Origin of the sequence: Burkholderia arboris (genome assembly GCF_038723655.1) — a bacterium.
Taxonomy (GTDB): Bacteria; Pseudomonadota; Gammaproteobacteria; order Burkholderiales; family Burkholderiaceae; genus Burkholderia; species Burkholderia arboris.
The window spans coordinates 897,210-921,993 of the sequence record NZ_CP109821.1 but is presented as its reverse complement, the minus strand read 5'-3'; the positions used below and the strand labels follow the sequence as shown (position 1 = coordinate 921,993).

The following is a 24,784-nucleotide window of genomic DNA, read 5'->3' as shown; positions in this document are numbered from 1 at the left end:
GTCAGACCGGGCGCGCGTGCAACGCGCGCGCCCTGCTCCGGTCAGTCGTGCGGCGCCTGCCCGTGCGCCACCATCACGCCGGGCTCCACATACCCGAGCAGGCCCGCATAGGTTTCGGCGCTCGTCCACACGATGCGGTCGAAATACGAATTGAACTCCCGCAGGAAATTGAGCACCGGCGGCGGCGCATCCGCCGTGACGACCATCTCGCATCGCTGCCCCTGCCGCCACGCTTCCTTCAGTTGCGCGATCGACGGCATCGACTTCGCGTCGCTCGAAAAATGCGTGACCGGCCCGGTTCGGTCGCGTCCGTCGCAAAGCCACCTGCCGGCAAACTGCCGCCGGACGATATTGGTTCGCCTGAACTGACCGACGCTATCCGATGACGTGACGGAGCGTGTATGGATCCGGTGCCGATAGAGCGGCTCGTGGAGGTAATGGAAGCTGCCGAACTCCGCGATCTTCAGCGCCAGCTCCCAGTCCTGGATGCCGGAATAGGCATCGACCGACCCGCCGGACTGCAGATACGCACGGCGCCGGATCACCTTCAGATGCGATGCGACCATGCCGTCGAGCAGGTCGTCCTTGATGCTCGCATCGTTCCTGAACGCAATGGCCGGATAGCCGCCGTAGTCCGCGCGCCGGATCTCGTCACCGCTTTCGTCGATGTCGAACCGGTCGGTGAACAGGTAGTCGCATGGCTGCCCCTGCGTCAATACCCGGGCGACTCGGGACAGCGCGCCGGGCGCCAGCGCGTCGTCGCAATCGACGAACGCGACGTATTCCCCGGCCGCCTGTTCGACCGCTTCGTTCTGCGTGCGCGAAATGCCCTTGTTTTCGCTGTTGAGGACGATCCGCACGTTCGGGTGAGTGCCCTGCAGCGCACGCAGCAGCGCGGTCGTGCGCGCATCGGGAGAACAGTCGTCGACGCAGATGATCTCGAATGCGACGCCCTGCTGTTCGATCACGGACAGCAGGCAGCCGTCGATGTAGTCGAAGTGGTTGTATGCCGGGATCACGACGCTGATCAGCGGTGCCGCCGACGTCGGCATCTTCGCGATGGCGGCCTGCAGTCGGGCAAGCTTCTGCGCGTGCAGATCGGCGGGAGCGGCCGGCGACGCGGCGGCCCCCGATCCGGTTGCATGCGCGTGGCCGCGCAACTGCGCGATTTCCTCGACGTACGCCGGATGCTTCCGATAGAAATTCTCGAACCAGTCGACCGCCGATTCGAAGAACGCCGGTTCGCGCGCAGACACCATCGCGTCGATCTTGGCGGCTGCATGCAGCCAGCTCTTGCCCATCTTCACGTACGACCGGCGCATGCTTTGCGCATGCTGCCGGTAAATCGCATTGTGCGCGTTGAGGTAGGCCATGCGTGCGCCGCGCGCACTCAGGCCGCACCAGAACAGCCAGTCTTCCTTCGCGCGCGCGGACGTGTCGAACGGCGCGTCCATCAGCACGGTCCGGCGAAACAGCGCGCAGTGAATCGGAATCGCGAAGCCGCGCTCCCATTTGTACAGAAAATCGGACAGGCCGAGCGCCGAGTGCGCGATCGCTTCGTCGTTCTTCGAAAAGACCGAGCGGGTGTCGTCGCACAACAGGAAGTTGGACACCGATACGTCGAGCGCATTCGCCACCTGGAAATGCGCCACCTGCAGGTCGAGCTTCGGCGGAACGATGAGGTCGTCCGCATCCAGCAACTGCACGAATTCGCCGGTCGCGGCCGCGATCCCCGTGTTGCGCGCGCCCGAAAGCCCCGCATTCTGCTGCGCAATCACCCGCACCGCGGGCGACAGCGCTTGCGCCGCACGCAGATGGATATCGGTCCGGGGGGCCGTGCTGCCGTCGTCGACGACGATGATTTCCAGCGGCCCGCGATACGCGTCGAGGACCGACGAAATCGACTCGTTCAGATACTGCGCCTGATTGAAACAGGGGATTACCACCGATACGAGCGGCAACGACGGATCACGCGAGTCGTCAACGCCCGACTCTTTCCGGTCAGCTCCCATAACCTTCCAACTCCTTGACATGCTCGACGAACCGCTGCCACGTATGGCGCCCGTCGATCAGCTCGACGAGCGCGCGGGCGCGCGCTTCGGCTTCCTGCGAATTCGAAATGACGGACTCCATCGCCGCGCGATAATCCGCAACCTCCGGCTTCTCGGACAGCGGATATCCGGTCGAATCCGATATCAGCTCGCCCACACCGCCCACCGTCGGCGCGATGACCGGCACACCCAGCGTCCCGATCTCGAGCAGGATGTTCGGCATGCCTTCCCACTTCGACGTGAAGATGAAGCCCGTGTACGCACGTTCGCGCACGAGTTCTTCCGGGGACGTGAACGGCCCCATCAGATGCAGATTCGCGAGATCGGGCAGCTGCTCGCTGACGTTCACGACCGCCTGGCCATAGACGTAGAAGTCGATGTGCGGGCATGCCTGCACGAGCGCCAGCAGCAGGTCGACACGCTTCTCCTTGTCGAGCCGCCCGGCCCACAGAAATGCCGGGCGCTGCCCCGCCAGATCCTGCCCGCGGCTCGCGATACGCGCGAGCGCCCGGGCCTTCCATCCGTCGGTCGCCATCCGGCTGGGGTTGTACACCGCATGCAGCTTGTCGCCCTGCTGCCCGAGGTTGTATTCGGCGCGCGCATCGGTCACAAAGCGCTGGTTGTCGGACAGCAGCGCGGTCAGCGCCGGCAGCCCCGGCTGCAGGAAATAGGCCGCGTAGCCAATCTTGCTCTTGCCGTCCTCCGCGAACTGGAACGCAAAAATGCTGGCGAACAGGCGCGTGACTTCCTTGAGCCGGCCCCCCTGCGAGATGACCGCGTTCCACGCGACTTCGCTGTTGATGTTGTGGAACACGGCGGGCCGGATCGCCAGCAGCATGTCGTACAGGAGCGCCTGCTTCAGCGCGTACGAATCGTCGCCCGTGAAATCGCGCAGGACGACCACATGCACGCCTTCGATCCGCGCGACGCGCTCGTCGACCAGGTCGCGATCGGCGACGACGATCAGGATCTGCCGATCGGGATGGATCTCGCGCAACGCTTTCGAGAAATTGAGCGCGACGTTCTCCGCGCCGCCCGTTCCGAGGAACGGCACTGCAATGACATGGCTGACGTTACGCACGCCCCGCTGCGCGAGATCGAGCAGCAGGTGCTGCAGGCGCGACTCGCGCGCATGGTCGAGCAACTTTTCGCGCCGGACCGCCGAGCGCAACGCCTGACGAATCGACTTGCCCTGACGCAACGACGTGATAACCGGCGAAATGGCCTTGCGAACGCGCCACTTCGCCTCCTGGCTCACCGGCAGGCGATGGTAGACGCGTTGGGCAAAGTACAGAAGATGCTGGTATCGCGGCATGGTTAGATATCTTGAATCATTCGCTGGTGCACGGGCTATCGGCTCAGGCGCCGGTACAGATTATCCGCCTTGCCCCAGATGGTGCCCCTGACACGATCGAGTTCCGTCTGCGCGTCGGCCAGGCTGGCGGCTAGCCGCCCTTCCCGCTCGGCCGCGGCGCGCAACTCGGCCCTCGCGTGTTCGAGTTCCGCGGCGACGCGCTCGCGCTCGGTACGCGCCTGATCCAGTTCGGCAAGCGCGCGGTCGCGTTCGACGCGAATCAGCAGTTGAAACGTCGCGGCGTCGCCGGACGCCTGCGCGTCCACCGCGGGCGCCGAACCCGCGTACTCGCCCTCCGGCCTCGACAGCCGCTCGCGAACCGCGGCAAACGTCTGCGGCGACCAGCCGGATGCGAGTCTCGTCACGAACGCGGTCAGTTCGGCATTGAAGAACAGATGCGGCGGAATCCTGAACGTGTCCTCGTGACGGTCGTACACGCGCAGCATCTCGATCAGCTCGAGAAACCGCCGCCAGTCGCCGTCGATTTCGAAGAAGCGGCCGACGAACGACTCCATGCTCTTGCGGAGCAGGTCGAAGCGCCCGATCCGCTCGAGGTACGGATGCACGACACCGCCGGAGATGTCCGCATACTCCCACATCAGCGCATCGCGATTGCGATGCGTGATGTTGCCGCCGTGCGCACGATACAGCAGGAGCGCGTCCTTCATCACATGGAACCGCGCGCCGCCGGCGAGCGAACGCAGCCAGAAATCCCAGTCCGGCGAGTAAGTCAGATCCTCCCGGAACAAGCCGATACGGTCGTGCGTGGACTTCCTGACCAGCACGGTCGAATGGCACAGGTGGTTCTCCCACACCCAGCTGTCGGGTGCATTCAGGTCGAGATCCTGATTGAACCACGGCGCATAAAAGCACTTGTCGGCATCGACCGGCTGGCTCGATGCATCGATCTCCGCCATGAAGCTGCCGCAGATGTCGACGTCCGGATGTGCATCCAGGAACGCCACCTGCGCCGCCAGCTTTTCGGGCACGAACACGTCGTCGGAATCCAGGCTCGCGATGAATTCGCCGGACGCGAGACGCAGCGCCGTGTTGTACGCCGCGCACGCGCCCTGGTTCCGCTCCTGGCGCACCGCGCGAATCCGCGGGTCGTCGAACTGCTGGATGACCTCCCAGGAATCGTCGGTCGAACAGTCGTCGACAATGATCAGTTCCCATGACGCGTACGTCTGGGACAGCACCGACCGAATCGTCTCCCCGATGAATCTGCCGTAGTTGTAAGACGTCGTGAGAACGCTGACACGCGGCCGCGATTCCCCGGTCGAATAATTATTGTTTGCCATTGCAGATGTATTGAATGATGTCGACGATGCGATTCGCCCCGTCTTCCCCAAGCTCGCCGTATAACGGCAACGCCAGCACTTCGCGGGACACGCGCGTCGCAACCGGCAGGCGACCCGGATCAGCGCTCGGCAGCGCGCGGTAGCAATTGTGCTCGCTGCAAAGCGGGTAGAAATAGCGCCGCGAAAACACGTTGAACTGCTTCAGCGTGTCGTACAACTGGTCGCGCGACACGCCGCATGCCTGCGGGTTCACGCGCACGATGAAATACTGCATGCTGTGGCCGACGTTCGGCGGCAGCCGGAAGCACGTGATGCCGGGAATCTCGTCCAGGCGGCTCAGGTAAACCTGCGCCACGCGTTGCCGCGCGGCATGCTCCGCATCGTAATGGGCGAGATTGACGAGGCCCAGTGCCGCCTGCACTTCGTTCATCTTGCCGTTGGTGCCCGGCATGATGACTTCGGTTTCGTTCAAGATGCCGAAATTCTTCAGCAGATCGACACGCCGCTTCATCGCTTCGTCCGCCATCGCCAGCCCGCCGCCCTCGGCCGAATGAAACAGCTTCGTCGCATGGAAGCTGTACATCGTCGCGTCGCCGAACTCGGCCACCGGCTTGCCGTCGATTTCCGTGCCGAACGCGTGCGCGCCGTCGTAGAGCACCTTGACGCCGTACTGCTCGCGAATGCGCTCGAACGCCTTCACGTCGCACGGCATCCCGTAGACGTGCACGCCGAGCACGCCCGTCGTGCGCGGCGTGATCAGCGCTTCGGCCACGGCCGGATCGATGGTCAGCGTGTCCTCGTCGATGTCGCAGAACACCGGCGTCACGTTGTTCCAGTGCAGCACATGCGGCGTCGCGGGAAACGTGAACGGCGTCGTGATGACTTCACCGGCGAGCCGCAGCGCCTGGCAGGCGACGAGCAGCGCGCTCGTCCCGTTGTTGAACAGCGAGAAATGCCGGGCGCCGAGCCGCTTCGCGAGCGCGGCTTCCAGCGCGACGTGCTTCGCCCCGCCGTTCGTCAGCCACGCGCTGTCCCAGATGTCTTCCAGCTGCGACGTGAACTCGCCGAGCGGCGGCAACATCGGTCTCGTCACATAGATCGGATTGGCGAAACCATCCGGCTTTTGTCTCATAGGGCGCTCCTGATTGATTCCTCGTGCGGATCCGCACGCCGGCCCCGGCGCCGGATCCACTGCCGGCCAACGCTGCGTCAGGCCACCGTCTTCGACAACAGCCGCGTCTGGACCTTGTTGTCGAAATGCACGGCGCCATACAGCGGCAGGTAGGTGCCGCGCGAGACGTTGAACTGCACGGCGATCGGCACATGATCGCACGTGTCGACCTGGCCGATGCTCAGGTCCGTCGGCACCGACGTCGCCGCGCTGATGCTGTAATCGCCGCCGCGCAGCGACACCTTGAACGTCCAGTCGACCACGTGAACTTCGCCCGCGTGCAGGTCGTACAAATGCGCATGCTCGAGACCGGTGTCCGAGTACGCGATATCGAAGCCGTTCTTGTCGCGCAGGTGATAGCCGAACGCGAGCAGCGGCAAATCTTCCTCGATGCTCACGACCATGCGCAGCGTCACGGTGTCGCCGTACGTGACCTGGCGCGTCGCGCGGCCCTGTTCGTTCAGCAACTGCACGTTGACGAAGCTCGCGCGGCCGTTGCGGATCCGCTGGAACGCCGCCTGCTTCTGGAACTCGTCCGCACCGTCGTTGAGGCCGGCGTCGAGTTCGGCGATCTGCGCCGCCGGCGCATCGGCGTCCTCGATCACGTGCTGCTTCTTGCGGACGTAGGACGAGTAATACGATTCGATCACATGGTCCGTCGAGCCGACGGCCAGCATGTTGCCGTGATCGAGCAGGATCGCGCGGTTGCACAGCGCCTTCACCGAGCCCGGATCGTGGCTGACGAACAGCAGCGTCGTGCCGCGATCCATCAGCTTCTTCATCACGGCCATGCACTTTGCCTGGAACAACGCGTCGCCGACCGACAGTGCTTCATCGACGATCAGGATGTCCGGATTGACGTGGATCGCGACCGAGAATGCCAGGCGCACGTACATGCCCGACGAATAGGTCTTCAACGGCTGGTTGACGAAATCGCCGATCTCGGAGAATTCGACGATCGCCGGATACTTCTCTTCCAGCTCCTCTTCGCTCATCCCGAGAATCTGGCCGTACAGCATCACGTTCTCGCGGCCGGTGAATTCGGGGTTGAAGCCCGACCCGAGTTCGAGCAGCGCGGCGACCTTGCCGTTCGTTTCGACGTGGCCGGCGCTCGGCGAGAGCGTCCCCGAGATCACCTGCAGCAGCGTGGATTTTCCGGAGCCGTTGTGACCGACGATCCCGATCGTCTCGCCACGTGCGATGTCGAACGAGATGTCGCGCAGCGCCCAGAATTCCCGGTAGTACTGCTTGCGGGCGCCGAACAGCATCTGCAACAGGCGCGCGCGCGGGCTATCGTAAATATGAAAGACCTTGCTCAGGTCCTTCACGCTGACTGCGAGATCAGAGGACATCTGCGAATCCTTTCCTCGTGCGATTAAACCATTGGTAGCCCAGCGCCGCGACGACAACACTGACGACCATCATCAACAACACACCGGTCCAGCTCGGCACGGTCCCAAAGATGACGACGTTGCGGCTTTGCTCGATGACGAACGCGAGCGGATTCATCCCGACGATACGCTGGTAATGGGCCGGCAACGAGCTCACCGGGTAGAACACCGGCGTCAGGAACATCAGCACCGTCGTCACGAGCCCGATCGACTGGCCGATGTCCTGGATGAACACGCCCAGCGACGCCAGGAACCAGCAGACGCCGAGGGTAAACAGGATGAACGGCACCACGATCAGCGGGAAATACACGATCGTCGCGTGCACGGGGAAACCCAGCACGAGCATCGCGAGCACCAGCACGCAGAAGCTGATCCCGGCATGGAACAACGCGACGAGCAACGCGACGACCGGCAGCACCTCGAGCGGGAACACGACCTTCTTCACGTAGTTCGCGTTACTGATGATGAGCGACGGCGCACGGTTCACGGCTTCCGAGAACACCTGGAACATGATCATCCCGACGAACAGCACGACGGCGAATTCGGTCTTCGAATCGGATCCGGTATTCCAGCGCGCCTTGAAGATCACGCTGAACACGAACGTGTAGACGGTCAGCAACAGCAGCGGGTTGAAGAACGACCACAGCAGGCCGAGCACCGAGCCGCGATAGCGGCCGACCACTTCGCGGCGCGCCATTTGGAGGATCAGGCGGCGATGCCGCCAGATGGGGAGTGATGGTTGAATGAGTTCCCGCATGACAATCTCTGGCTAGGTCATGCCGCACGCACGACGCGGCATGAATTGGGATGTGCGCCGCCCGGGCCGGGCGGCATCAGGCATCGAACAGTTCCGCGAGGACGAGCGCAAGCCCGTCCGACCACTGCGGCCGATGCAATCCGAAACGCTCGTCGAACCGCGTGTTGTCGAGCACCGAAAAGGCCGGACGCGCGGTCTTCGCCGGATAGTCGGCCGCGGGGATCGGCGTCACCTCGCGGATCGACAGGTCGACCTGCGGGGACAGGCGTCTGGCGCCGGCGAAAATGGCTTCGGCAAACGCGTGCCACGTCGTCTCGCCCTGCGCCGTCATGTGATACAGGCCGCTCGCGAACGATCCCGCCCGCCGCTCGGCAAGCGCTTTCGCCGCCGCGTGCGCGGTCAGGTCGGCAATCATGCGCGCGCTCGTCGGCGCGCCGAACTGGTCGCTGACGACGGACAGCGTCTCGCGACTCGCGCCGAGCCGGAGCATCGTGCGCAGAAAATTCTGCCCGCGCGACGCATACACCCACGACGTGCGGAACACGAGCCAGTCGCCGCCGGCTGCGGCGATCGCCTGTTCCCCGGCCAGCTTGCTCGCGCCGTAGACGTTCAGCGGGCACACGGCGTCGCTTTCGGCATACGGCGTCCGCTTGCTTCCGTCGAACACATAGTCGGTCGAGAAATGGATCAGCAATGCGCCGCGCTTGCGGGCGGCCTGCGCGAGCACGGCCACCGCGTCGCGATTGATCGCGAACGCAGCGTCGGGCTCGTCCTCGGCGCGATCCACCGCCGTATAGGCGGCCGCGTTGACCACGAGATCGGGCGCGAGCGCGTCGACATACGCGCCGACGGCAGCCGCGTCGCCGAGATCGACGGCGTGACGCGTCGCGGCGACCACCTCACCCAGCGGCTGCAGCGCGCGGACGAGCTCCCACCCGACCTGCCCGTTCGCCCCCGTCACGAGAATCTTCATGCGTAGGTCTCCAGATCCGCCAGCACGGTGCCGGCGAGATCCTTCGGCGCGACCACCGGATCGCCGTCGAGCGGCCAGTCGATGCCGACCTGCGCATCGTTCCACAGCAGCACGCGCTCGAATTCGGGATACCAGAAATCGGTCGTCTTGTACTGGAACGTCGCCGTCTCGGACATCACCAGGAAGCCGTGCGCAAATCCGGCGGGCACCCACATCTGCAGGTGGTTTTCCGCCGACAGCACGCTGCCGACCCATTTGCCGAAGGTCGGCGACGAACGGCGCAGATCGACGGCGACGTCGAACACGTCGCCTTCGACGACGCGGACCAGCTTGCCCTGCGCATGGCTGATCTGATAGTGCATCCCGCGCAGCACCGATTTGCCCGAGCGCGACTCGTTGTCCTGAACGAACTCGACATCCGCAACCTGCTCACGGAATTCCCGCTGATTGAAGCTCTCGAAGAAGTACCCGCGAGCGTCGCCGAAGACCCTGGGTTCGATCAGCTTGACGTCTGGAATTGCCGTGGAAGTTACCGTGATTGCCATAGGATCTTTTCCGTCAGTAGGTTCTTCAGATATTGCCCGTACCCGTTCTTGGCGAGCGGCGCAGCAAGCTCCAGCAGGCGCTCGGCATCGATCCAGCCCAGTCGGTATGCAATTTCCTCCGGACACGCGACCACGAGACCCTGACGTTTCTGCAAGGTCGCGATGAAAGCCGCGGCCTCCATCAGCGAATCGTGCGTGCCCGTATCGAGCCACGCGTAGCCGCGCCCCATGATCTCCACCTGCAGCTTGCCGGCCGCGAGATAACGGGAATTGACGTCGGTAATTTCCAGTTCGCCGCGCGCCGACGGCTTGATGTCGGCCGCAATGTCGCACACGTCGTTGTCGTAGAAATAGAGGCCGGTCACGGCGTAGCGCGAGCGCGGCTGGAGCGGCTTCTCCTCGATCGACAGCGCGCGCATCTGGTCGTCGAATTCGACGATGCCGTAGCGCTCCGGATCCTGCACGTGATAGGCGAACACGGTCGCGCTTTCGGTGCGCGCGTTGGCCGCGAGCAGCTGCTTGGCGAGATCGTTGCCGTGGAAGATGTTGTCGCCGAGCACGAGCGCGCTCGGATCGTTGCCGATGAAGTCACGCCCGATGATGAACGCCTGCGCGAGCCCGTCCGGCGACGGCTGGACCGCGTACTGCAGGTTCATCCCCCACTTCGAGCCGTCGCCCAGCAACGCCTGGAAGCGCGGCGTATCCGCCGGCGTCGAAATGATCAGCACGTCGCGAATGCCCGCGAGCATCAACGTCGAAAGCGGGTAGTAAATCATCGGCTTGTCGTACACCGGGAGCAGCTGCTTCGACACCGAGTAGGTAATCGGATAGAGCCGCGTGCCCGAGCCGCCGGCGAGGATAATGCCTTTACGTGCCATCGATCAGACCCTCACGTGCGTTGCGCGTAGTTGGTTTCGACCCACTTGCGGTAATCGCCCGATGCGACGTCGTCCACCCATGCCTGGTTGTCGAGGTACCAGCGCACGGTCTTCGCGAGCCCCGTCTCGAACGTCTCTGCAGGCTTCCAGCCGAGCTCGCGCTCGAGCTTGCGCGCATCGATCGCGTAACGGCGGTCGTGGCCCGGACGGTCCGTCACGTAGGTGATCTGCTCGCGATACGAACCCGCCGCCTTGGGCCGCGCCGCGTCGAGCAGATCGCACAGCGTATGCACGACGTCGAGGTTCTTCTTCTCGTTCCAGCCGCCGATGTTGTACGTCTCGCCCGGCACGCCGCGCGCGAGCACTTCGCGGATCGCACTGCAGTGGTCGCCGACGTACAGCCAGTCGCGCACGTTCTGGCCATCGCCGTAGACCGGCAGCGGCTTGCCCGCGAGCGCATTCGCGATCATCAGCGGAATCAGCTTCTCCGGGAACTGGTACGGGCCGTAATTGTTCGAGCAGTTCGTCGTGAGCGTCGGCAGGCCGTACGTATGGTGATACGCACGCACCAGGTGATCGGAGCCGGCCTTCGTCGCCGAATAGGGGCTGTTCGGCGCGTACGCGGTCGTCTCCGAGAATTGCGGATCGGTCGCGGACAGCGACCCGAACACCTCGTCGGTCGACACGTGCAGGAAGCGGAAGGCCGCCTTGTCCGTCTCGTTCAGGCCGTTCCAGTGCATGCGTGCCGCCTCGAGCAGCGTGAACGTGCCGACGACGTTGGTCTGCACGAAATCGGCCGGCCCGTGGATCGAGCGGTCGACGTGGCTTTCGGCGGCGAAGTGGATCACGGCGCGCGGCTTGTGCGCGGCGAACAGCGCATCGAGTGCCGCGCGATCGCAGATGTCGACCCGGGCGAACACATGATCCGGATTCCCGTCCAGCGGCGCCAGCGTACGCAGGTTGCCCGCATAGGTCAGCTTGTCGACATTGAGCACGGCCTCACCGGAAGCCGCCACCCAGTCGAGTACGAAATTGGCACCGATAAAACCCGCGCCGCCGGTAACCAGGATCATGAAACTTCCTCTAGTAATAATGTGCGGCGCGCCTGGCAGACGCGCATCGCACTCCCTGTCATGTCACAGTGGCCAAGTCTCGGCCGATCAGGCCCGGCATTTTAACCGGTCGCCATGACCGGCAAAGCCACGAGATGTTAATTTCGGAGCGAAAATGACAATTATAGGAATCCAGTCGGCGCCAACTCCATGCTGCTAACAACTTGATACAGCGCCCCGGCCCTTTGCGTCACGAAAAATCGCATGCCCCGCACGTGCTCCGACGGGGAACGACTGTTGCGTCGCGCGTGTGTTTATGCGATTTTTTTCTCAGTTCATCCCGATTCGTCACGATCCGACCCTCATGCTTCCGACCCCCATCGCCATCGGCGACCTCCAGGGCTGTCATTCCGCTTTCCAGGCGCTGTACGAAAAGCTTTCGGCGCCCGCCGGTACGCCGCTGTGGTTCGCCGGCGACGTCGTCAACCGCGGGCCGGGCTCGCTCGCCGCGCTGCGCGCGCTCGTCGACCTCGGCCCGCGTGCAACCGTCGTGCTCGGCAATCACGACCTCCACCTGCTCGCGGTTTCGGCCGGCCTGCGCACCGAGCGCCCGGGCGACACCATCGGCGAAATCCTCGACGCGCCGGACGCCGACGCGCTGCTCGACTGGGTCCGCCACCGCCCGTTCGTGCATGCGGAGCACGGGATGCTGCTCGTGCACGCGGGCGTGTTGCCGCAATGGGATACCACGCTCGCGCTCGAACTCGCGGACGAGCTGCAGCGCGCGCTGCGCGCGCCCGACTGGCGCGACACGCTGCAGAAGCTGTACGGCAACGAGCCCAATCAATGGAGCCCCGATCTCAAGAAGCGCGACCGGATGCGCGTCGCATTCAACGCGTTCACACGCGTGCGCTTCTGCACGCCCGACGGCGCAATGGAATTCAAGGCGAACGGCGGCCCCGACAGCGCGCCGCCCGGCTACCTGCCGTGGTTCGACGTGCCGGGGCGCCGCACGGAGGACGTGACGGTCGTGTTCGGACACTGGGCCGCACTCGGCCTGATGCTGCGCGAGAACCTGGTCGCGCTCGATTCGGGATGCGTATGGGGAAACCAGTTGTCGGCCGTACGGCTAACGGCCGATCCGGCGCAGCGCACGGTCACGCAGGTGCAATGCGAAGCATGCCGCTCGCCGGGCGGCGAGTGACGGCACGCCGGTTCGCGTGAACCGCCGGCGTGTCAGCCCTCGCGCCCCGGCACGGGCTCGTCGGCTGCCGCCTCGCCTGCCCCGCCGGCACCAAGCTCGGTTGCCGGATACGCATGCTTCTGCAGCTCCGCGAGCGACTCGGCCGACGGCTTGCCGACCCTCTCCTGCAGCGTCGCGAGCGCCGCCGCGATCGCGTCGCGCGCCGCCGCGGACGTGGTCCGCCGGTCGCCGCCCGGCGCGATCGGCTCGCACACGTACAGGTGCGCGACGAGCGGGCCGCCGCGCAGCACCATGTCGAGCGACTTGCCGAGCGACAGCTCGCCCGTGTAGGCCGGCGCGACCGACTGCCGCCGCTGCGCGTCCTCGTACATCAGGCAGATCGGCTGCACCGCGCAGCCGGCCGATACCGCGGCCTGGAACAGGTTCGCGTGGAACGGCAGCAGCGCCTGGCCGTCGGACGTCGTCCCTTCCGGAAACACGCACATCAGCCCGCCGTTGCGCAGGCGCTCGGCCATCTCGTGCATGATCCGCATCGCCTCGGTGCGCTTCTCGCGCTGCAGGAACACGGTGTCGAGCTTCTCGGCGAGCCAGCCGACCACCGGCCACTGCCGCACCTCGGCCTTCGACACGAACGGCGTCGGCCGCCACGCGTTGACCGCATAGATGTCGAGCCACGACACGTGATTGCCGACCACGAGCGCGCTCGCGTCGAGCCGCGCGCCGTCGTTGTGGACGACGAGGCGCATCCCGCAGATCCGCAGCATCTTGAGCGACCAGCGGCGCGTCATCTCGGCGCGGCGCGCGGGCGTGACGTGCGAAAAACGCAGCGCGACGGTCGCCATGCCGCGCAACAGGTGAATGACGAGACGCAGCTTGCGAATGGCGGTCATGGCGAAGGTCCGGCGTGGTTCAGTGGCGCTCGAACGCGACCTGCCCGGCCACGAGCGTCGCGCGCACGGTAGCCGGCAGTTCGTAACCGAGGAACGGCGAGTTGTGGCCCTGGCTCTTCAGCGCACGCGGCTCGACGCGCCAGTGTGCGCGCGGGTCGAACACGCACAGATCGGCCGCGCCGCCCTCGGCGAGGCGGCCTGCCGGCAACTGCAGCACATCGGCCGGCGCGGACGTGATGCGGCGCAGCGCCTGCGCGAGCGGCGTACGCGTCTCGTCCGCCCACTTCAGCGTCAGCGACAGCAGCAGCTCGAGCCCCGTCGCGCCGGGCGTCGCTTCGCCGAACGGCAGCAGTTTCTCGTCGTCGTCGACCGGCGTGTGATCGGAGCAGATCGCATCGATCGTGCCGTCGGCGAGCGCCACGCGGATCGCTTCGCGATCGCGCTCGCTGCGCAGCGGCGGATCGAGCCGGAACTGCGAATCGAAGTAGCCGATGTCGACGTCGATCAGATGCAGATGGTTCACGCCGACGTCGCAGGTCACCGGCAGCCCTTCGGCCTTCGCCTCGCGCACAAGCGCGAGGCCGGCCGCGGACGACAGACGCGCGAGGTGCACCCGCGCGCCGGTCACGCGCATCAGTTCGAAGATCGTGTGCAGCGCGATCGTCTCGGCCGCGACCGGCACGCCGGACAGACCGAGCCGCGACGCGAGCGCCCCGCTCGCGGCGACACCGCCGCGGCCGATGAACGCGTCGAGCGGACGCAGCCACGTCGTGTAGCCGTAGGTACTCGCGTACTGCAGCGCGCGCAGCAGCACCTGCGTGTCGCGCACCGGCACGTTCGCATGCGTGAAGCCGACGCAGCCGGACTCGGTCAGCGCGACCATCTCGGTGATCACTTCACCCTTGAGGCCGACCGTCAGTGCGCCCAGCGGGTGCACGTTCGCCTGGTGCAGGTTGCGCGCACGGAACTTGAGCATCTCGACGAGGCCCGGCTCGTCGAGCACGGGGTCGGTATCCGGCGGACACACGAGCGTCGTGACGCCGCCCGCGACGGCCGCGGCCATCTCGGACGCGAGCGTCGCCTTGTGTTCGTAGCCGGGCTCGCGCAGCCGCGCGCACAGGTCGACGAGGCCGGGCGCGACGATCAGGCCCGTTGCGTCGATGGTCTTCACGGCGTTGAAATCGGCCGGCGCCTTGCGGTCCTCGGCGATCGAGACGATCTTGCCGGCCGCGACGAATACGTCGGCCTGCCGCTCGGTGCCGGCGACCGGATCGATCAGCGTGCCGCCTTTGATATGAATCTTCATGCGCTGTCAGTGAATGCGTTGTTTGCGTGAATAAGGATGCGCGAAAGCGGGCTCAGTCGCTGTTGCCGGCGACGATGCCCATCACCGCCATCCGCACGGCGATGCCGAACGTGACCTGGTTGAGGATCACCGACTGCGGGCCGTCGGCGACCTGCGAATCGATCTCGACGCCGCGGTTCATCGGGCCCGGGTGCATCACGATCGCGTCGGGCGCGGCGAGCGCGAGGCGCTCGGGCGTCAGGCCCCACGTCTTGAAGTATTCCTGCGCGGACGGCAGCAGCGCGCCGCTCATCCGCTCGTTCTGCAGGCGCAGCATGATGATCACGTCGACGCCCTTCAGCCCTTCGTCGAGGTTGTGGAACACCTTCACGCCCATCTGCTCGAGCCCGCCCGGCAGCAGCGTGCGCGGGCCGATCGCGCGCACTTCCGGCACGCCGAGCGTGGTGAGCGCGTGGATGTCGGAACGCGCGACGCGCGAATGCAGGATGTCGCCGACGATCGCCACGCGCAGCTTCGTGAAGTCGCGCTTGTAGTGACGGATCGTGTACATGTCGAGCAGGCCCTGCGTCGGGTGCGCATGGCGGCCGTCGCCGGCGTTGATCACGTGCACGTGCGGCGCGCAGTGCTCGGCGATCAGGTACGGCGCGCCGCTCGATGCGTGGCGCACGACGAACAGGTCGGCATGCATCGCCGACAGGTTGTTGATCGTGTCGAGCAGCGATTCGCCCTTGCTCGTCGACGACGCGTTGATGTTCAGGTTCAGCACGTCGGCCGACAGGCGCGTCGCGGCGATCTCGAAGGTCGTGCGCGTGCGCGTCGAGTTCTCGAAGAACAGGTTGAACACGGACTTGCCGCGCAGCAGCGGCACTTTCTTCACTTCACGGTCCGTCACGCTGACGAACTGCTCGGCCGTATCGAGGATGTGATTGACGATCGAGCGCGGCAGGCCCTCGATCGACAGCAGGTGCTTCAGCTCGCCGTTTTTCGTGAGCTGCGGGTTGCCCTTCAGGAAACCGTAGCGGAACCGGTCGGGGCTCGCGGCCGCAGCGGGATTGCCGGTGCGGCCAGTGGTGTCGGTGGTCATGGTATGCGTGATTCCAACTATGCAAACGGGCCGCGGTGCAAACCAGCGGCCCGGGATACGGTTCGCGTGTCGTTCAGGCGCCGTGCGGATCGACGCTCAGCGTGAACTGCGCGTCGTCGCGCGCGAGCACGAGCGTCGTGCCGGCCGGCACGTCGAGCGTACCGCCCGCGAAGCGGGCGGCGACCGGCAGCTCGCGGCCGCCGCGATCGGCGAGCACCGCGAGTTCGACCGCGGCCGGACGGCCGTAGTCGAACAGTTCGTTGAGCGCCGCGCGCACGGTGCGCCCGGTGTACAGCACGTCGTCGACGAGCACGATGCGCGCGCCGTCGACGTCGAACGGCAGCGACGTCGGGCTGGCCTGGCTGTGCAACCCCTTCTTCGCGTAGTCGTCGCGGTGCAGCGCGACGTTCACGACGCCGAACGCCGGTGCGCCAAGATCGCGCGCGAGGCGCTCGGCCAGCCATGCGCCGCCGCTGTGAATGCCGGCGAGGCGCGGGCCGCCCGGTTCGGCGAACGCCGTGCCGTACGCGGCGCGAATCTGGTCGAGCAGGACGCGGTAAAGCGCCTCGGCATCAATGGTGCTCATGGTCGGACAATTGATCGAGATACTGTTGAAGGATGACGCGTGCGGCCTCGGCATCGAGCATCTCCGCGCGGGCACGGCCGCGCACGTTGCGCTCGCGCAGCCCGGCCTCGGCCTCGACCGACGAATAGCGCTCGTCGACCCACGTGACCGGCAGCCCGAAGCGGCCGTTCAGCTGGTTGCCGAAGCGCTTCGCCTGCTGCGTCATGTCGTGCGGCGTGCCATCAGGGTGCATCGGCAGGCCGACGACGAGCGCGTCCGGCCGCCATTCGGCCAGCAGGTCGCCGACCGCCTTGAAGCGGTGTTCGCGGTTCAGGTTCTGGATCACGACGAGCGCACGGGCCGAGCGCGTCAACGCGTTGCCGACCGCGACGCCGATCCGTTTTTCGCCGTAGTCGAACGCCAGGAGCGTCGCATCGCGCGCGCTCGCGCCACTCATGCGTGCCCTGCTTCGCCGGACAGCATCGACGAACTGACGCCGAGCAGGCCGAGTGCGGCTTCGAAACGCTCTTCGGCCGGCGTGTCGAACACGATGCGCGGATCGGCGGCCACGGTGAGCCAGCCGTTGCGGGAAATTTCTTCCTCGAGCTGCCCTGCGCCCCACCCGGCATGGCCGAGCGTCAGCAGGAAGCGCTTCGGGCCGGTGCCCGTCGCGACCGCCTCGAGCACGTCCTTCGACGTCGTCATCTCCAGCCCGCCGTCGACGGACATCGACGAGTTGTAGCTCGCGCCTTCCACCGGCTCGTGCAGCACGAAGCCGCGCTCGGTCTGGACCGGGCCGCCGAAGTACACGGGAATGTGCAGCAGCGGCTCGATGTCGAGCTTCAGGTCGATGCGGTTGAACAGCGATTCGAGATCGATATCGGTAGGACGATTGATGACGAGGCCGAGCGCACCGCGCTCGCTGTGATCGCAAAGATAGACCACCGTTCCCGAGAACGTCGGATCGGCCATGTTGGGCATGGCGATCAGGAACTGGTTGGTGAGATTGATGCGATCGGAAGGCTTTGACATGGTTTGAATTTTAGCAAAGACGCCGCGACCTGACCGGGCCGCGATCAACAAGCAACGCCGCGCCACGCTGGCAACGGCGCGCGCGGATCACACGGCACTCTAACACGCGCGCGGGCGCTGTCGGCAGCGTGTTGCAGGCCCGCGCGACAAGGGGCGCCGCCATGTGCCCGTCCCCTTGTTCGTCAGGTCCGGCCGAGCGCCGTGCCGAGCGCTTCGGACGCCGCGGTAAGGTCCGGCGGCGCGACGCCGGCCGCGATCTTCAGCAGCGCCGCGCGCAGCATGTCGGACGCGTGGCCGTGCGCGTCGAGGCCGCCGTCGGCGAGCGGCACGCCGTGGGCGGCACGGCGCCACGCAAGGCCGAGCGTGTCGGCCAGCAGTGCCGCATGGCCGAGCCCGAGCGCGCACGCGGCCGTGCCGACCCGGTAGGCGGCGCCGGACGCGTGCCAGGCCGCGCCTGCATCGGCCCGGGCCGGATCGGCCGCGAGATCGGCCATCGACGCATCGGCCGTCTGCAGGAAATCCTCATAGGCATGCGCGTTGACGGTCACGACGCCGAGCGCGCGGGTCGGCGCGACGGCGAGCGCATCGTGCTCGGCCCGCGCCGCATCGGCCTCCCACAACGCTTCGGACGCGGGCGTGCCGGCCACGTGCCAGTCGACCGTCAGCCCGTAGTCGTGCAGCACGTCGACGAGCGCGACGTCCTCTGCCGCAGCGCCGAACAGCGCGAAATCGCGCCACAGCAGCGCCACCGTCTCGCGCACGAGCGCGGGCGGCGCGCTGCGCCGGCCCTGCGCGTGCTCGCCGAGCAGCAGATTGGTCCGCGCGAGAAAGCGCTTCAGCTCGGGCGCGCCGCTTGCGCGCAGCGCGCGCAGGCAGGCGACCGCGAGCCGCCAGAAATCGTAGGGGCCGTCGTCGGTGAGCGCGACCTGCATCGCGTCGAGCTCGTCCAGCGCAGCGTCGGGCGCACCGTGCTCCGCGCGCAGCACGCCGAGCAGCGCCTGCTCGTAGCGGGCGCGGATCCGGGCCGCCATCGCGTCGGGCAACGCGCGCAGCGTGGCCGGCGGCACCGCGCGGCCGACGAGCGCGAGCGCATCGAGCGGCGCGCTCGCACGCAGGTCGGCGGCGCTTTGCGCGCGCAATGCACGGAAATGCTCGAAGAGAACGGGCGAGCACGCAAGCTCGCGCAGGTTGTGGCGCCCGAGGGCCGCGCGGAAATCGCGCAGCGCGGCACGCCAGCCGGCCGGCGTCGGCTCGGCGGCGACGAGCGGCACGGCGGCCGCCAGTTGCCCGGCGAAACGCGCGGCCGGCAGCCAGCCGGCCTCCGCCAGCACGGCCGCGGCCGCGGAAAGCGGCGCAGCCGCATCGTCGTGCCGCTCGAATGCGTCGGCGGCCGCCGCAAGCCATGCGTCGGCCGCACGCACGGCCCCGCCACGCGGGTTGGGCAGTGCGTCAGGGTGGGGAACGTTCGCCGGATCGGACGTCATGGACACGCGCGCCTGTCATCGTCAAGTCGCTCGCGCGAACCGCGGCGCGCGAGCGCCGGGCCGGTGCGAGGCCTGAGCGGGGTGTCCGTGGGCCAGGGGTCCGGTCAGATCTGGACCATCTCGAAGTCTTCCTTGCGGGCGCCGCATTCAGGGCACGTCCAGTTGATCGGGACGTCTTCCCAGCGCGTGCCCGGGGCAATGCCCTCTTCCGGCAGCCCGGCTTCTTCGTCGTAAATCCAGCCACAAATCAGGCACATCCAGCTCTTGTATTCCATCTTAGCCGCGTCGGGAAAAGTCGGTAAATTCGGGAGCCATGATGGTACCGTGTCGGGGCCGGACTGCCTAGCAATCGCGCTGGAGGACAGCGACTACGTTGCGCTGCGCTAAAAAATCCATCGTGCAGGCCGGATTCCACCGCATAATGGTTGAAAAGTGCGGCCTGCCGGGCAACACAGGGCCGAAAACGGCCACGCGCCTCGCCGTCCGCATCTCCGTCGCTTTCCCGTTTTTCTCTTGCCCCATTTTTACATGTCCAGCAACGCCCCTCCGATCGTCCTCACCTTCGGCCTGTCCGATCCCACCGGCGGCTCCGGCCTCCAAGCCGATCTGATGACCCTGGCGAGCATGGGCTGTCACGGCGTGTCCGTCCTGACGGGCTATACCGTGCGCGACTCGGCCGCCTGCGAAGAAGTGACCGGCCTCGACCCCGACGTCGTCGCCGCGCAGGCGCGCATGCTGCTCGAAGACATGCCGGTTGCCGCGTTCAAGATCGGCGCGGCCACGCGTGCGGAAGTCGTGAGCGCGATCGCCGAAGTCGTCGCCGACTACGACGGCGTACCGCTCGTGCTCGCGCCGGATTTCACGCTCGACGACGAGCACGTGCTCGCGGCCGACGACCTGCGCGAATCGATCGCCGACCTGCTGGCGCCGCAAACCACGCTGCTGGTCGCCGACCACGCGACGCTGATCGCGCTCGCGCAACCGGATGGCGATGCCGAGGCGCCGAATCTCGACGCGGCCGTGTCGCACCTGCTGTCGCAGGGCTGCGAATATATCCTGTCGTCGGAAACGGGCTCGCACCGGCTCGTCAACACGCTGTACGGCGAGGAAGGCCAGCTTCGCGAAGACATGTGGGATCGCTCGCCGCACCGGTTGATGGGCATCACCGACACGCTCGGCGCGGCGATCGCGGCACTGCTCGCGAATGGCCAGGAGCCGCCCGAAGCCGTCCGCGAAGCGCAGGAATACCTGTACCAGGCGGTGCGCGACGCGTTCCGGCCCGGCATGGGCGCCTACCTGCCCGACCGGTTCTTCTGGGCGCGCAGCAACGACGATTCGGACACGCCGCCGGCCGTGAAGGCCGACCCGGTACTGAGGACGTCGCACCGGCATTGACGCGCGATGCGGCGGGCCGGTCCCGCCGCCGCACACGCCGCGCCGCTTCGGGCGCGACGTTCCGGCCGCCCCGCGCGCATCAAACTCCTCGCGCCAAATAAAAAAAGACCCGCATCGCTGCGGGTCTTTTCTTTTGGCTGGAACGCGCATCGCTGCGCGCTCCGGACACCTCGACCGAAGTCGATTACATGTCCATGCCCATGCCGCCCATGCCGCCCGGCATGCCGCCCGGCATCGGTGCGTCTTCCTTCGGCAGTTCTGCGACAGCTGCGTCCGTCGTCAGCAGCAGGCCTGCAACCGACGCTGCGTTCTGCAGTGCGGTGCGCGTGACCTTGGTCGGGTCGACGACGCCGGCTTCAACCATGTCGACGTACTCGCCCGTTGCCGCGTTGTAGCCGTAGTTGCCCGTACCTGCAGCAACTGCCGCCACCACGACGCTGGCTTCTTCGCCGCCGTTCGTGACGATCTGGCGCAGCGGCTCTTCCATTGCACGCAGCACAATCTTGATGCCGGCGTTCTGGTCGGCGTTCGCGCCGGTCAGGGCCGCGATCGCGGTGCGAGCGCGGATCAGCGCAACGCCGCCACCTGCCACGATGCCTTCTTCCACAGCTGCGCGCGTTGCGTGCAGTGCGTCTTCGACACGTGCCTTCTTTTCCTTCATTTCGACTTCGGTCGCAGCACCGACCTTGATCACTGCAACGCCGCCGGCCAGCTTGGCCACGCGCTCTTGCAGCTTTTCACGGTCGTAGTCCGACGTCGCTTCTTCGATTTGCGCGCGCACTTGCTTCACACGTGCTTCGATGTTCACGGCTTCGCCTGCGCCGTCGATGATCGTCGTGTTTTCCTTGCCCACTTCGATGCGCTTCGCCTGGCCCAGTTCTGCCAGCGTTGCCTTCTCGAGCGTCAGGCCGGTTTCTTCGGCGATCACTTGGCCGCCCGTCAGGATCGCGATGTCTTCCAGCATCGCCTTGCGACGATCCCCGAAGCCAGGCGCCTTGACCGCAACGGTCTTCAGGATGCCGCGGATGTTGTTCACGACCAGCGTCGCGAGCGCTTCGCCTTCGATGTCTTCAGCGATGATCAGCAGCGGACGGCCAGCCTTCGCGACTTGCTCGAGCACCGGCAGCAGATCGCGGATGTTCGACACCTTCTTGTCGTGCAGCAGCACGAACGGGTTGTCGAGAACGGCGACTTGCTTTTCCGGGTTGTTGATGAAGTACGGCGACAGGTAGCCGCGGTCGAATTGCATGCCTTCGACGACGTCGAGTTCGTCGGCCAGCGACTTGCCGTCTTCGACGGTGATGACGCCTTCCTTGCCGACCTTGTCCATCGCTTCAGCGATGCGATCGCCGATCGACGTGTCGCTGTTCGCCGAGATCGAGCCGACCTGTGCGATTTCCTTGTTCGTCGTGCACGGCTTGCTGATCTTCTTCAGCTCTTCGACAGCCGCTGCGACTGCCTTGTCGATGCCGCGCTTCAGGTCCATCGGGTTCATGCCCGATGCGACGTACTTCATGCCTTCGCGAACGATCGATTGCGCGAGGACGGTTGCCGTCGTCGTGCCGTCGCCTGCGTTGTCGCTGGTCTTGGAAGCCACTTCCTTGACCATTTGCGCGCCCATGTTCTGGAGCTTGTCCTTCAGCTCGATTTCCTTCGCGACCGACACACCGTCCTTGGTGACCGTCGGGCCGCCGAAGCTGCGCTCGAGCACCACGTTGCGGCCCTTCGGACCCAGCGTGACCTTGACTGCGTTGGCGAGAATGTTCACGCCTTCGACCATCTTCGAACGGGCGGAATCGCCGAATACGACGTCTTTAGCTGCCATCTTCTAACTCCTTGAATTCTTGGGAATATGTACCGTCGGAGGACGCTTACTTGGCGTTGACCACGGCCATGATGTCTTCTTCGCGCATGACCAGCAGTTCGTTGCCGTCGACCTTGACGGTCTGGCCTGCGTACTTGCCGAACAGGACGCGATCGCCGACCTTCACGTCGAGTGCGATCGGGGCGCCCTTGTCGTCACGCTTGCCCGGGCCGATGGCCAGGACTTCGCCCTGGTCCGGCTTTTCAGCAGCGGCGTCGGGGATGACGATGCCCGAGGCGGTCTTGGTTTCCTGATCCAGGCGCTTGACGATCACGCGATCGTGCAAAGGACGAAGGTTCATATTCACTCCTCTCTTGACTGAGATTGAAGAACGCTTAGGGAATCTGCCCGGCAAATCGCCCGGCAGAGAATTGTTAGCACTCTCGTGCAGCGAGTGCTAATTATATGGACGGGTTTTGACAAATTCAAGAAGGGGAGCCGGACGAATTTTCAACGCGGCGCGGCAGCGGGAAAAACACGCGAAAATTACAAAAAACCCTTTCACAACAAAACCCTTACCTACGCTACCCGGCCCGGAAGACGGGCCCGCGCAGCCCGCGAATCTCATCCAGCCCCGTTTGGACACCGGGTAAGCACGGAGTTCCTGCCCCCACCGGCATCACGTCAAAAAACCTGCGCAGGCGCCGATTCCCTCCGCCGCAACGCGTCCGCTCCCCCCGCCCGGCGATCGTCGCGCCCCCTTGCCCGGCGTTCCATCGCTCCGCACCGAAGCATTCATTTGCATTACGCAGATATTTACGTTTTTCCTCCTGAAAAACCCCCGTCGGACCCCACCCGTAAGCCCGCCCATTACATTCAGTAATTTAGATGCGAATCATTCTCGTTTACATTGACTTTCCCATTTGACACTCCTACGATGCGCCGCGTTGCGCTCTTCTTCATGCCCGGGCCGATCGGTGCCGAGCGTCGGGACAGCGACCAACAAGCAGGACTCCAAATCAATTAGAACCCGGGATTTGATATGAAGGTTGCATCGTTCCATGGAGACCGCATCCGCGCCCGGATGCGCCCCGCCGCCTGTGCGGCCGCGTTCGCGTGCGCATCGTTCACGAGCAGCGCCGCATTCGCCGCCGCGCCGGTCGACGCGCAACCCGAAGCGCCCGAGGCCGATCTCGCGATCCAGGCGAAGCCGACCGACATGTGGACCGGCATCTGGACACGCCAGAGCCTGCTCGGCGACATGGGCGGCATCCGCCCGTGGCTCGGCAAGTACGGCGCGACGCTGCAGATCACCGAAACCAGCGAATACCTCGCGAACCTGCGCGGCGGCCTGAACCGCGGCGGCACGTACGACGGGCTGACGACGGCGACGCTGACGGTCGATACGCAAAAGGCGATCGGCCTGCCCGGCGGCACCTTCAACGTCAGCGCACTGCAGATCCACGGCAGCAACCTCAGCGCGCGGAATCTCGGCACGCTCAACACCGCAAGCGGCATCGAGGCGCAGGACACGACGCGCCTGTGGGAGCTCTGGTACCAGCAGTCGTTCCTCGACAAGCGCGTCGACGTGAAGATCGGCCAGCAGAGCCTGGACCAGGAATTCATGGTCAGCACGTATGCGAACACGTTCGTCAACACGATGTTCGGCTGGCCCGCCCTGCCGTCGTACGACCTGCCGAACGGCGGCCCCGCGTATCCGCTCGCGGGCCTCGGCGTGCGCGTGCGCGCGCAGATCACGCCGAAGCTCACCGCGCTCGCGGGCGTGTTCGACGGCGATCCGCTCGGCAACAACCCGAACAACCTGAGCGGCACGAACTTCAACCTGCACAACGGCACGCTCTACATCGGCGAGCTGCAGTACGCGCTGAACCAGCCGTCCGACGGCGAAATGGATACCGGCCACTCGAACGGGCTGCCGGGCACCTACAAGATCGGCGTCTGGTATCACAACGGCCGCTTCGCGGACCAGGGCACCGGCACCGACGGGCTGTCGCTCGCCGATCCCGCGTCGAACGGCAACGCGCAACAGCATCACGGCGACTACAGCTTCTACGCGGTGGCCGACCAGATGATCTGGCGCCCCGACCCGTCCGGCGCGAAAAGCCTCGGCGTGTTCGCGCGCGTGATGGGCGCGCCGGGCGACCGCAACCTGGTGAGCTTCGCGGCCAACGCGGGCATCGTGCTGAAGGCACCGTTCGACGGCCGCGACAACGACAGCGTCGGCCTCGCCGTCACGTACATCCAGGTCGGCAGCCACGTGACCGACCTCGACCAGGCCGCACGGACCTTTGCCGCCGGCCCGTACGGCGTGCGCACCCGCGAGACGACCGTCGAGGCGACCTACCAGTACCAGGTCAACCCGTGGTGGGTGATCGCGGCCGATGCGCAGTACACGTTCAACGCCGGCGCGGGCCAGAACCCGAGCGACGCGACGCAGCCGCTGCGCAACACGTTCGTGCTCGGCGCACGCACGACGATCACGTTCTGAGCGCCGCGCGCACGCCACCCGCCCACATCCCCCGTTTT

General features: G+C 66.0%; 23 protein-coding genes. 3 read left to right on the top strand and 20 right to left on the bottom strand.

What is annotated here, in order from left to right; translation table 11 throughout:
- Nucleotides 1-41 precede the first annotated feature (41 nt).
- The 10 genes from OHZ10_RS04325 to rfbB all read right to left on the bottom strand — a co-directional run bounded on the left by OHZ10_RS04325 (nucleotide 42) and on the right by rfbB (nucleotide 11,494).
- A complete protein-coding gene (locus OHZ10_RS04325; protein ID WP_342703730.1) occupies nucleotides 42-1,946 on the bottom strand; it encodes a glycosyltransferase family 2 protein in 1,905 nt (634 codons plus the stop codon).
- 55 nt (nucleotides 1,947-2,001) lie between these two features.
- Complete coding sequence (locus OHZ10_RS04320; protein ID WP_059235767.1) at nucleotides 2,002-3,366, bottom strand: glycosyltransferase family 4 protein; 1,365 nt, start codon at nucleotides 3,364-3,366, stop codon at nucleotides 2,002-2,004.
- Nucleotides 3,367-3,401: 35 nt separating this feature from the next.
- Nucleotides 3,402-4,706, bottom strand: a complete 1,305-nt coding sequence (locus OHZ10_RS04315) for a glycosyltransferase (protein ID WP_059235769.1) — start codon at nucleotides 4,704-4,706, stop codon at nucleotides 3,402-3,404.
- Nucleotides 4,693-5,838: a DegT/DnrJ/EryC1/StrS family aminotransferase gene (locus tag OHZ10_RS04310; protein WP_059235771.1), complete on the bottom strand. Its 1,146-nt coding sequence runs from the start codon at nucleotides 5,836-5,838 to the stop codon at nucleotides 4,693-4,695. Before OHZ10_RS04310 ends, OHZ10_RS04315 begins: the two co-directional genes overlap by 14 nt.
- A 77-nt stretch (nucleotides 5,839-5,915) precedes the next feature.
- On the bottom strand, nucleotides 5,916-7,229 hold the full coding sequence (locus OHZ10_RS04305) for an ABC transporter ATP-binding protein (protein WP_059235773.1): 1,314 nt from the start codon (nucleotides 7,227-7,229) through the stop codon (nucleotides 5,916-5,918).
- Nucleotides 7,219-8,025 carry an ABC transporter permease gene (locus OHZ10_RS04300; RefSeq protein ID WP_342703727.1) on the bottom strand — a complete coding sequence of 269 codons (807 nt, stop codon included), beginning with the start codon at nucleotides 8,023-8,025 and terminating at the stop codon, nucleotides 7,219-7,221. Before OHZ10_RS04300 ends, OHZ10_RS04305 begins: the two co-directional genes overlap by 11 nt.
- Nucleotides 8,026-8,101: 76 nt before the next feature.
- Nucleotides 8,102-8,998: a dTDP-4-dehydrorhamnose reductase gene (rfbD, locus tag OHZ10_RS04295; RefSeq protein WP_174994374.1), complete on the bottom strand. Its 897-nt coding sequence runs from the start codon at nucleotides 8,996-8,998 to the stop codon at nucleotides 8,102-8,104.
- On the bottom strand, nucleotides 8,995-9,543 hold the full coding sequence (gene rfbC, locus OHZ10_RS04290; protein WP_059235779.1) for a dTDP-4-dehydrorhamnose 3,5-epimerase: 549 nt from the start codon (nucleotides 9,541-9,543) through the stop codon (nucleotides 8,995-8,997). The genes rfbD and rfbC overlap by 4 nt, the downstream gene beginning before the upstream one ends.
- Complete coding sequence (gene rfbA / locus OHZ10_RS04285; protein WP_174994372.1) at nucleotides 9,528-10,421, bottom strand: glucose-1-phosphate thymidylyltransferase RfbA; 894 nt, start codon at nucleotides 10,419-10,421, stop codon at nucleotides 9,528-9,530. Before rfbA ends, rfbC begins: the two co-directional genes overlap by 16 nt.
- Nucleotides 10,422-10,432: 11 nt before the next feature.
- Entirely contained in the window at nucleotides 10,433-11,494 is a 1,062-nt protein-coding gene (gene rfbB / locus OHZ10_RS04280; protein WP_059235783.1) for a dTDP-glucose 4,6-dehydratase, read from the bottom strand.
- A gap of 343 nt (nucleotides 11,495-11,837) precedes the next feature.
- Here rfbB and OHZ10_RS04275 point away from each other — a divergent pair, with 343 nt between their 5' ends.
- Entirely contained in the window at nucleotides 11,838-12,677 is an 840-nt protein-coding gene (locus OHZ10_RS04275) for a symmetrical bis(5'-nucleosyl)-tetraphosphatase (protein ID WP_059235785.1), read from the top strand.
- Nucleotides 12,678-12,709: 32 nt separating this feature from the next.
- Here the strand turns inward: OHZ10_RS04275 and OHZ10_RS04270 are convergent, their stop codons facing one another.
- From OHZ10_RS04270 to OHZ10_RS04235, 8 genes are all read right to left on the bottom strand, one after another.
- Nucleotides 12,710-13,567, bottom strand: coding sequence for a lysophospholipid acyltransferase family protein (locus OHZ10_RS04270; protein ID WP_059235787.1), 858 nt, complete (start codon nucleotides 13,565-13,567; stop codon nucleotides 12,710-12,712).
- A gap of 19 nt (nucleotides 13,568-13,586) precedes the next feature.
- Nucleotides 13,587-14,873, bottom strand: coding sequence for a dihydroorotase (locus tag OHZ10_RS04265; protein WP_342703724.1), 1,287 nt, complete (start codon nucleotides 14,871-14,873; stop codon nucleotides 13,587-13,589).
- Between the two features lie 52 nt (nucleotides 14,874-14,925).
- Nucleotides 14,926-15,957 (bottom strand): aspartate carbamoyltransferase catalytic subunit, encoded by a 1,032-nt coding sequence (locus OHZ10_RS04260; RefSeq protein ID WP_006476735.1) that lies wholly within the window; start codon nucleotides 15,955-15,957, stop codon nucleotides 14,926-14,928.
- A gap of 73 nt (nucleotides 15,958-16,030) precedes the next feature.
- Nucleotides 16,031-16,543 (bottom strand): bifunctional pyr operon transcriptional regulator/uracil phosphoribosyltransferase PyrR, encoded by a 513-nt coding sequence (gene pyrR, locus OHZ10_RS04255; RefSeq protein ID WP_059235792.1) that lies wholly within the window; start codon nucleotides 16,541-16,543, stop codon nucleotides 16,031-16,033.
- Complete coding sequence (gene ruvX / locus OHZ10_RS04250) at nucleotides 16,530-16,979, bottom strand: Holliday junction resolvase RuvX (RefSeq protein WP_011351144.1); 450 nt, start codon at nucleotides 16,977-16,979, stop codon at nucleotides 16,530-16,532. Before ruvX ends, pyrR begins: the two co-directional genes overlap by 14 nt.
- Nucleotides 16,976-17,554, bottom strand: coding sequence for a YqgE/AlgH family protein (locus OHZ10_RS04245; RefSeq protein ID WP_006491354.1), 579 nt, complete (start codon nucleotides 17,552-17,554; stop codon nucleotides 16,976-16,978). Before OHZ10_RS04245 ends, ruvX begins: the two co-directional genes overlap by 4 nt.
- Nucleotides 17,555-17,736: 182 nt before the next feature.
- Entirely contained in the window at nucleotides 17,737-19,038 is a 1,302-nt protein-coding gene (locus OHZ10_RS04240; protein ID WP_340623857.1) for a hypothetical protein, read from the bottom strand.
- Between the two features lie 104 nt (nucleotides 19,039-19,142).
- On the bottom strand, nucleotides 19,143-19,313 hold the full coding sequence (locus OHZ10_RS04235) for a rubredoxin (protein WP_004186709.1): 171 nt from the start codon (nucleotides 19,311-19,313) through the stop codon (nucleotides 19,143-19,145).
- A gap of 253 nt (nucleotides 19,314-19,566) precedes the next feature.
- Between OHZ10_RS04235 and OHZ10_RS04230 the strand changes: the two genes are divergently transcribed.
- Nucleotides 19,567-20,433 carry a hydroxymethylpyrimidine/phosphomethylpyrimidine kinase gene (locus OHZ10_RS04230; RefSeq protein ID WP_059235797.1) on the top strand — a complete coding sequence of 289 codons (867 nt, stop codon included), beginning with the start codon at nucleotides 19,567-19,569 and terminating at the stop codon, nucleotides 20,431-20,433.
- A 184-nt stretch (nucleotides 20,434-20,617) separates the two neighbouring features.
- Here OHZ10_RS04230 and groL read toward each other — a convergent pair whose 3' ends face one another.
- Nucleotides 20,618-22,258, bottom strand: coding sequence for a chaperonin GroEL (gene groL / locus OHZ10_RS04225; RefSeq protein WP_011351137.1), 1,641 nt, complete (start codon nucleotides 22,256-22,258; stop codon nucleotides 20,618-20,620).
- Between the two features lie 46 nt (nucleotides 22,259-22,304).
- Nucleotides 22,305-22,598 (bottom strand): co-chaperone GroES, encoded by a 294-nt coding sequence (locus OHZ10_RS04220; RefSeq protein ID WP_059235800.1) that lies wholly within the window; start codon nucleotides 22,596-22,598, stop codon nucleotides 22,305-22,307.
- Nucleotides 22,599-23,279: 681 nt separating this feature from the next.
- Between OHZ10_RS04220 and OHZ10_RS04215 the strand changes: the two genes are divergently transcribed.
- A complete protein-coding gene (locus OHZ10_RS04215) occupies nucleotides 23,280-24,746 on the top strand; it encodes a carbohydrate porin (RefSeq protein ID WP_342703719.1) in 1,467 nt (488 codons plus the stop codon).
- Nucleotides 24,747-24,784 lie beyond the last annotated feature (38 nt).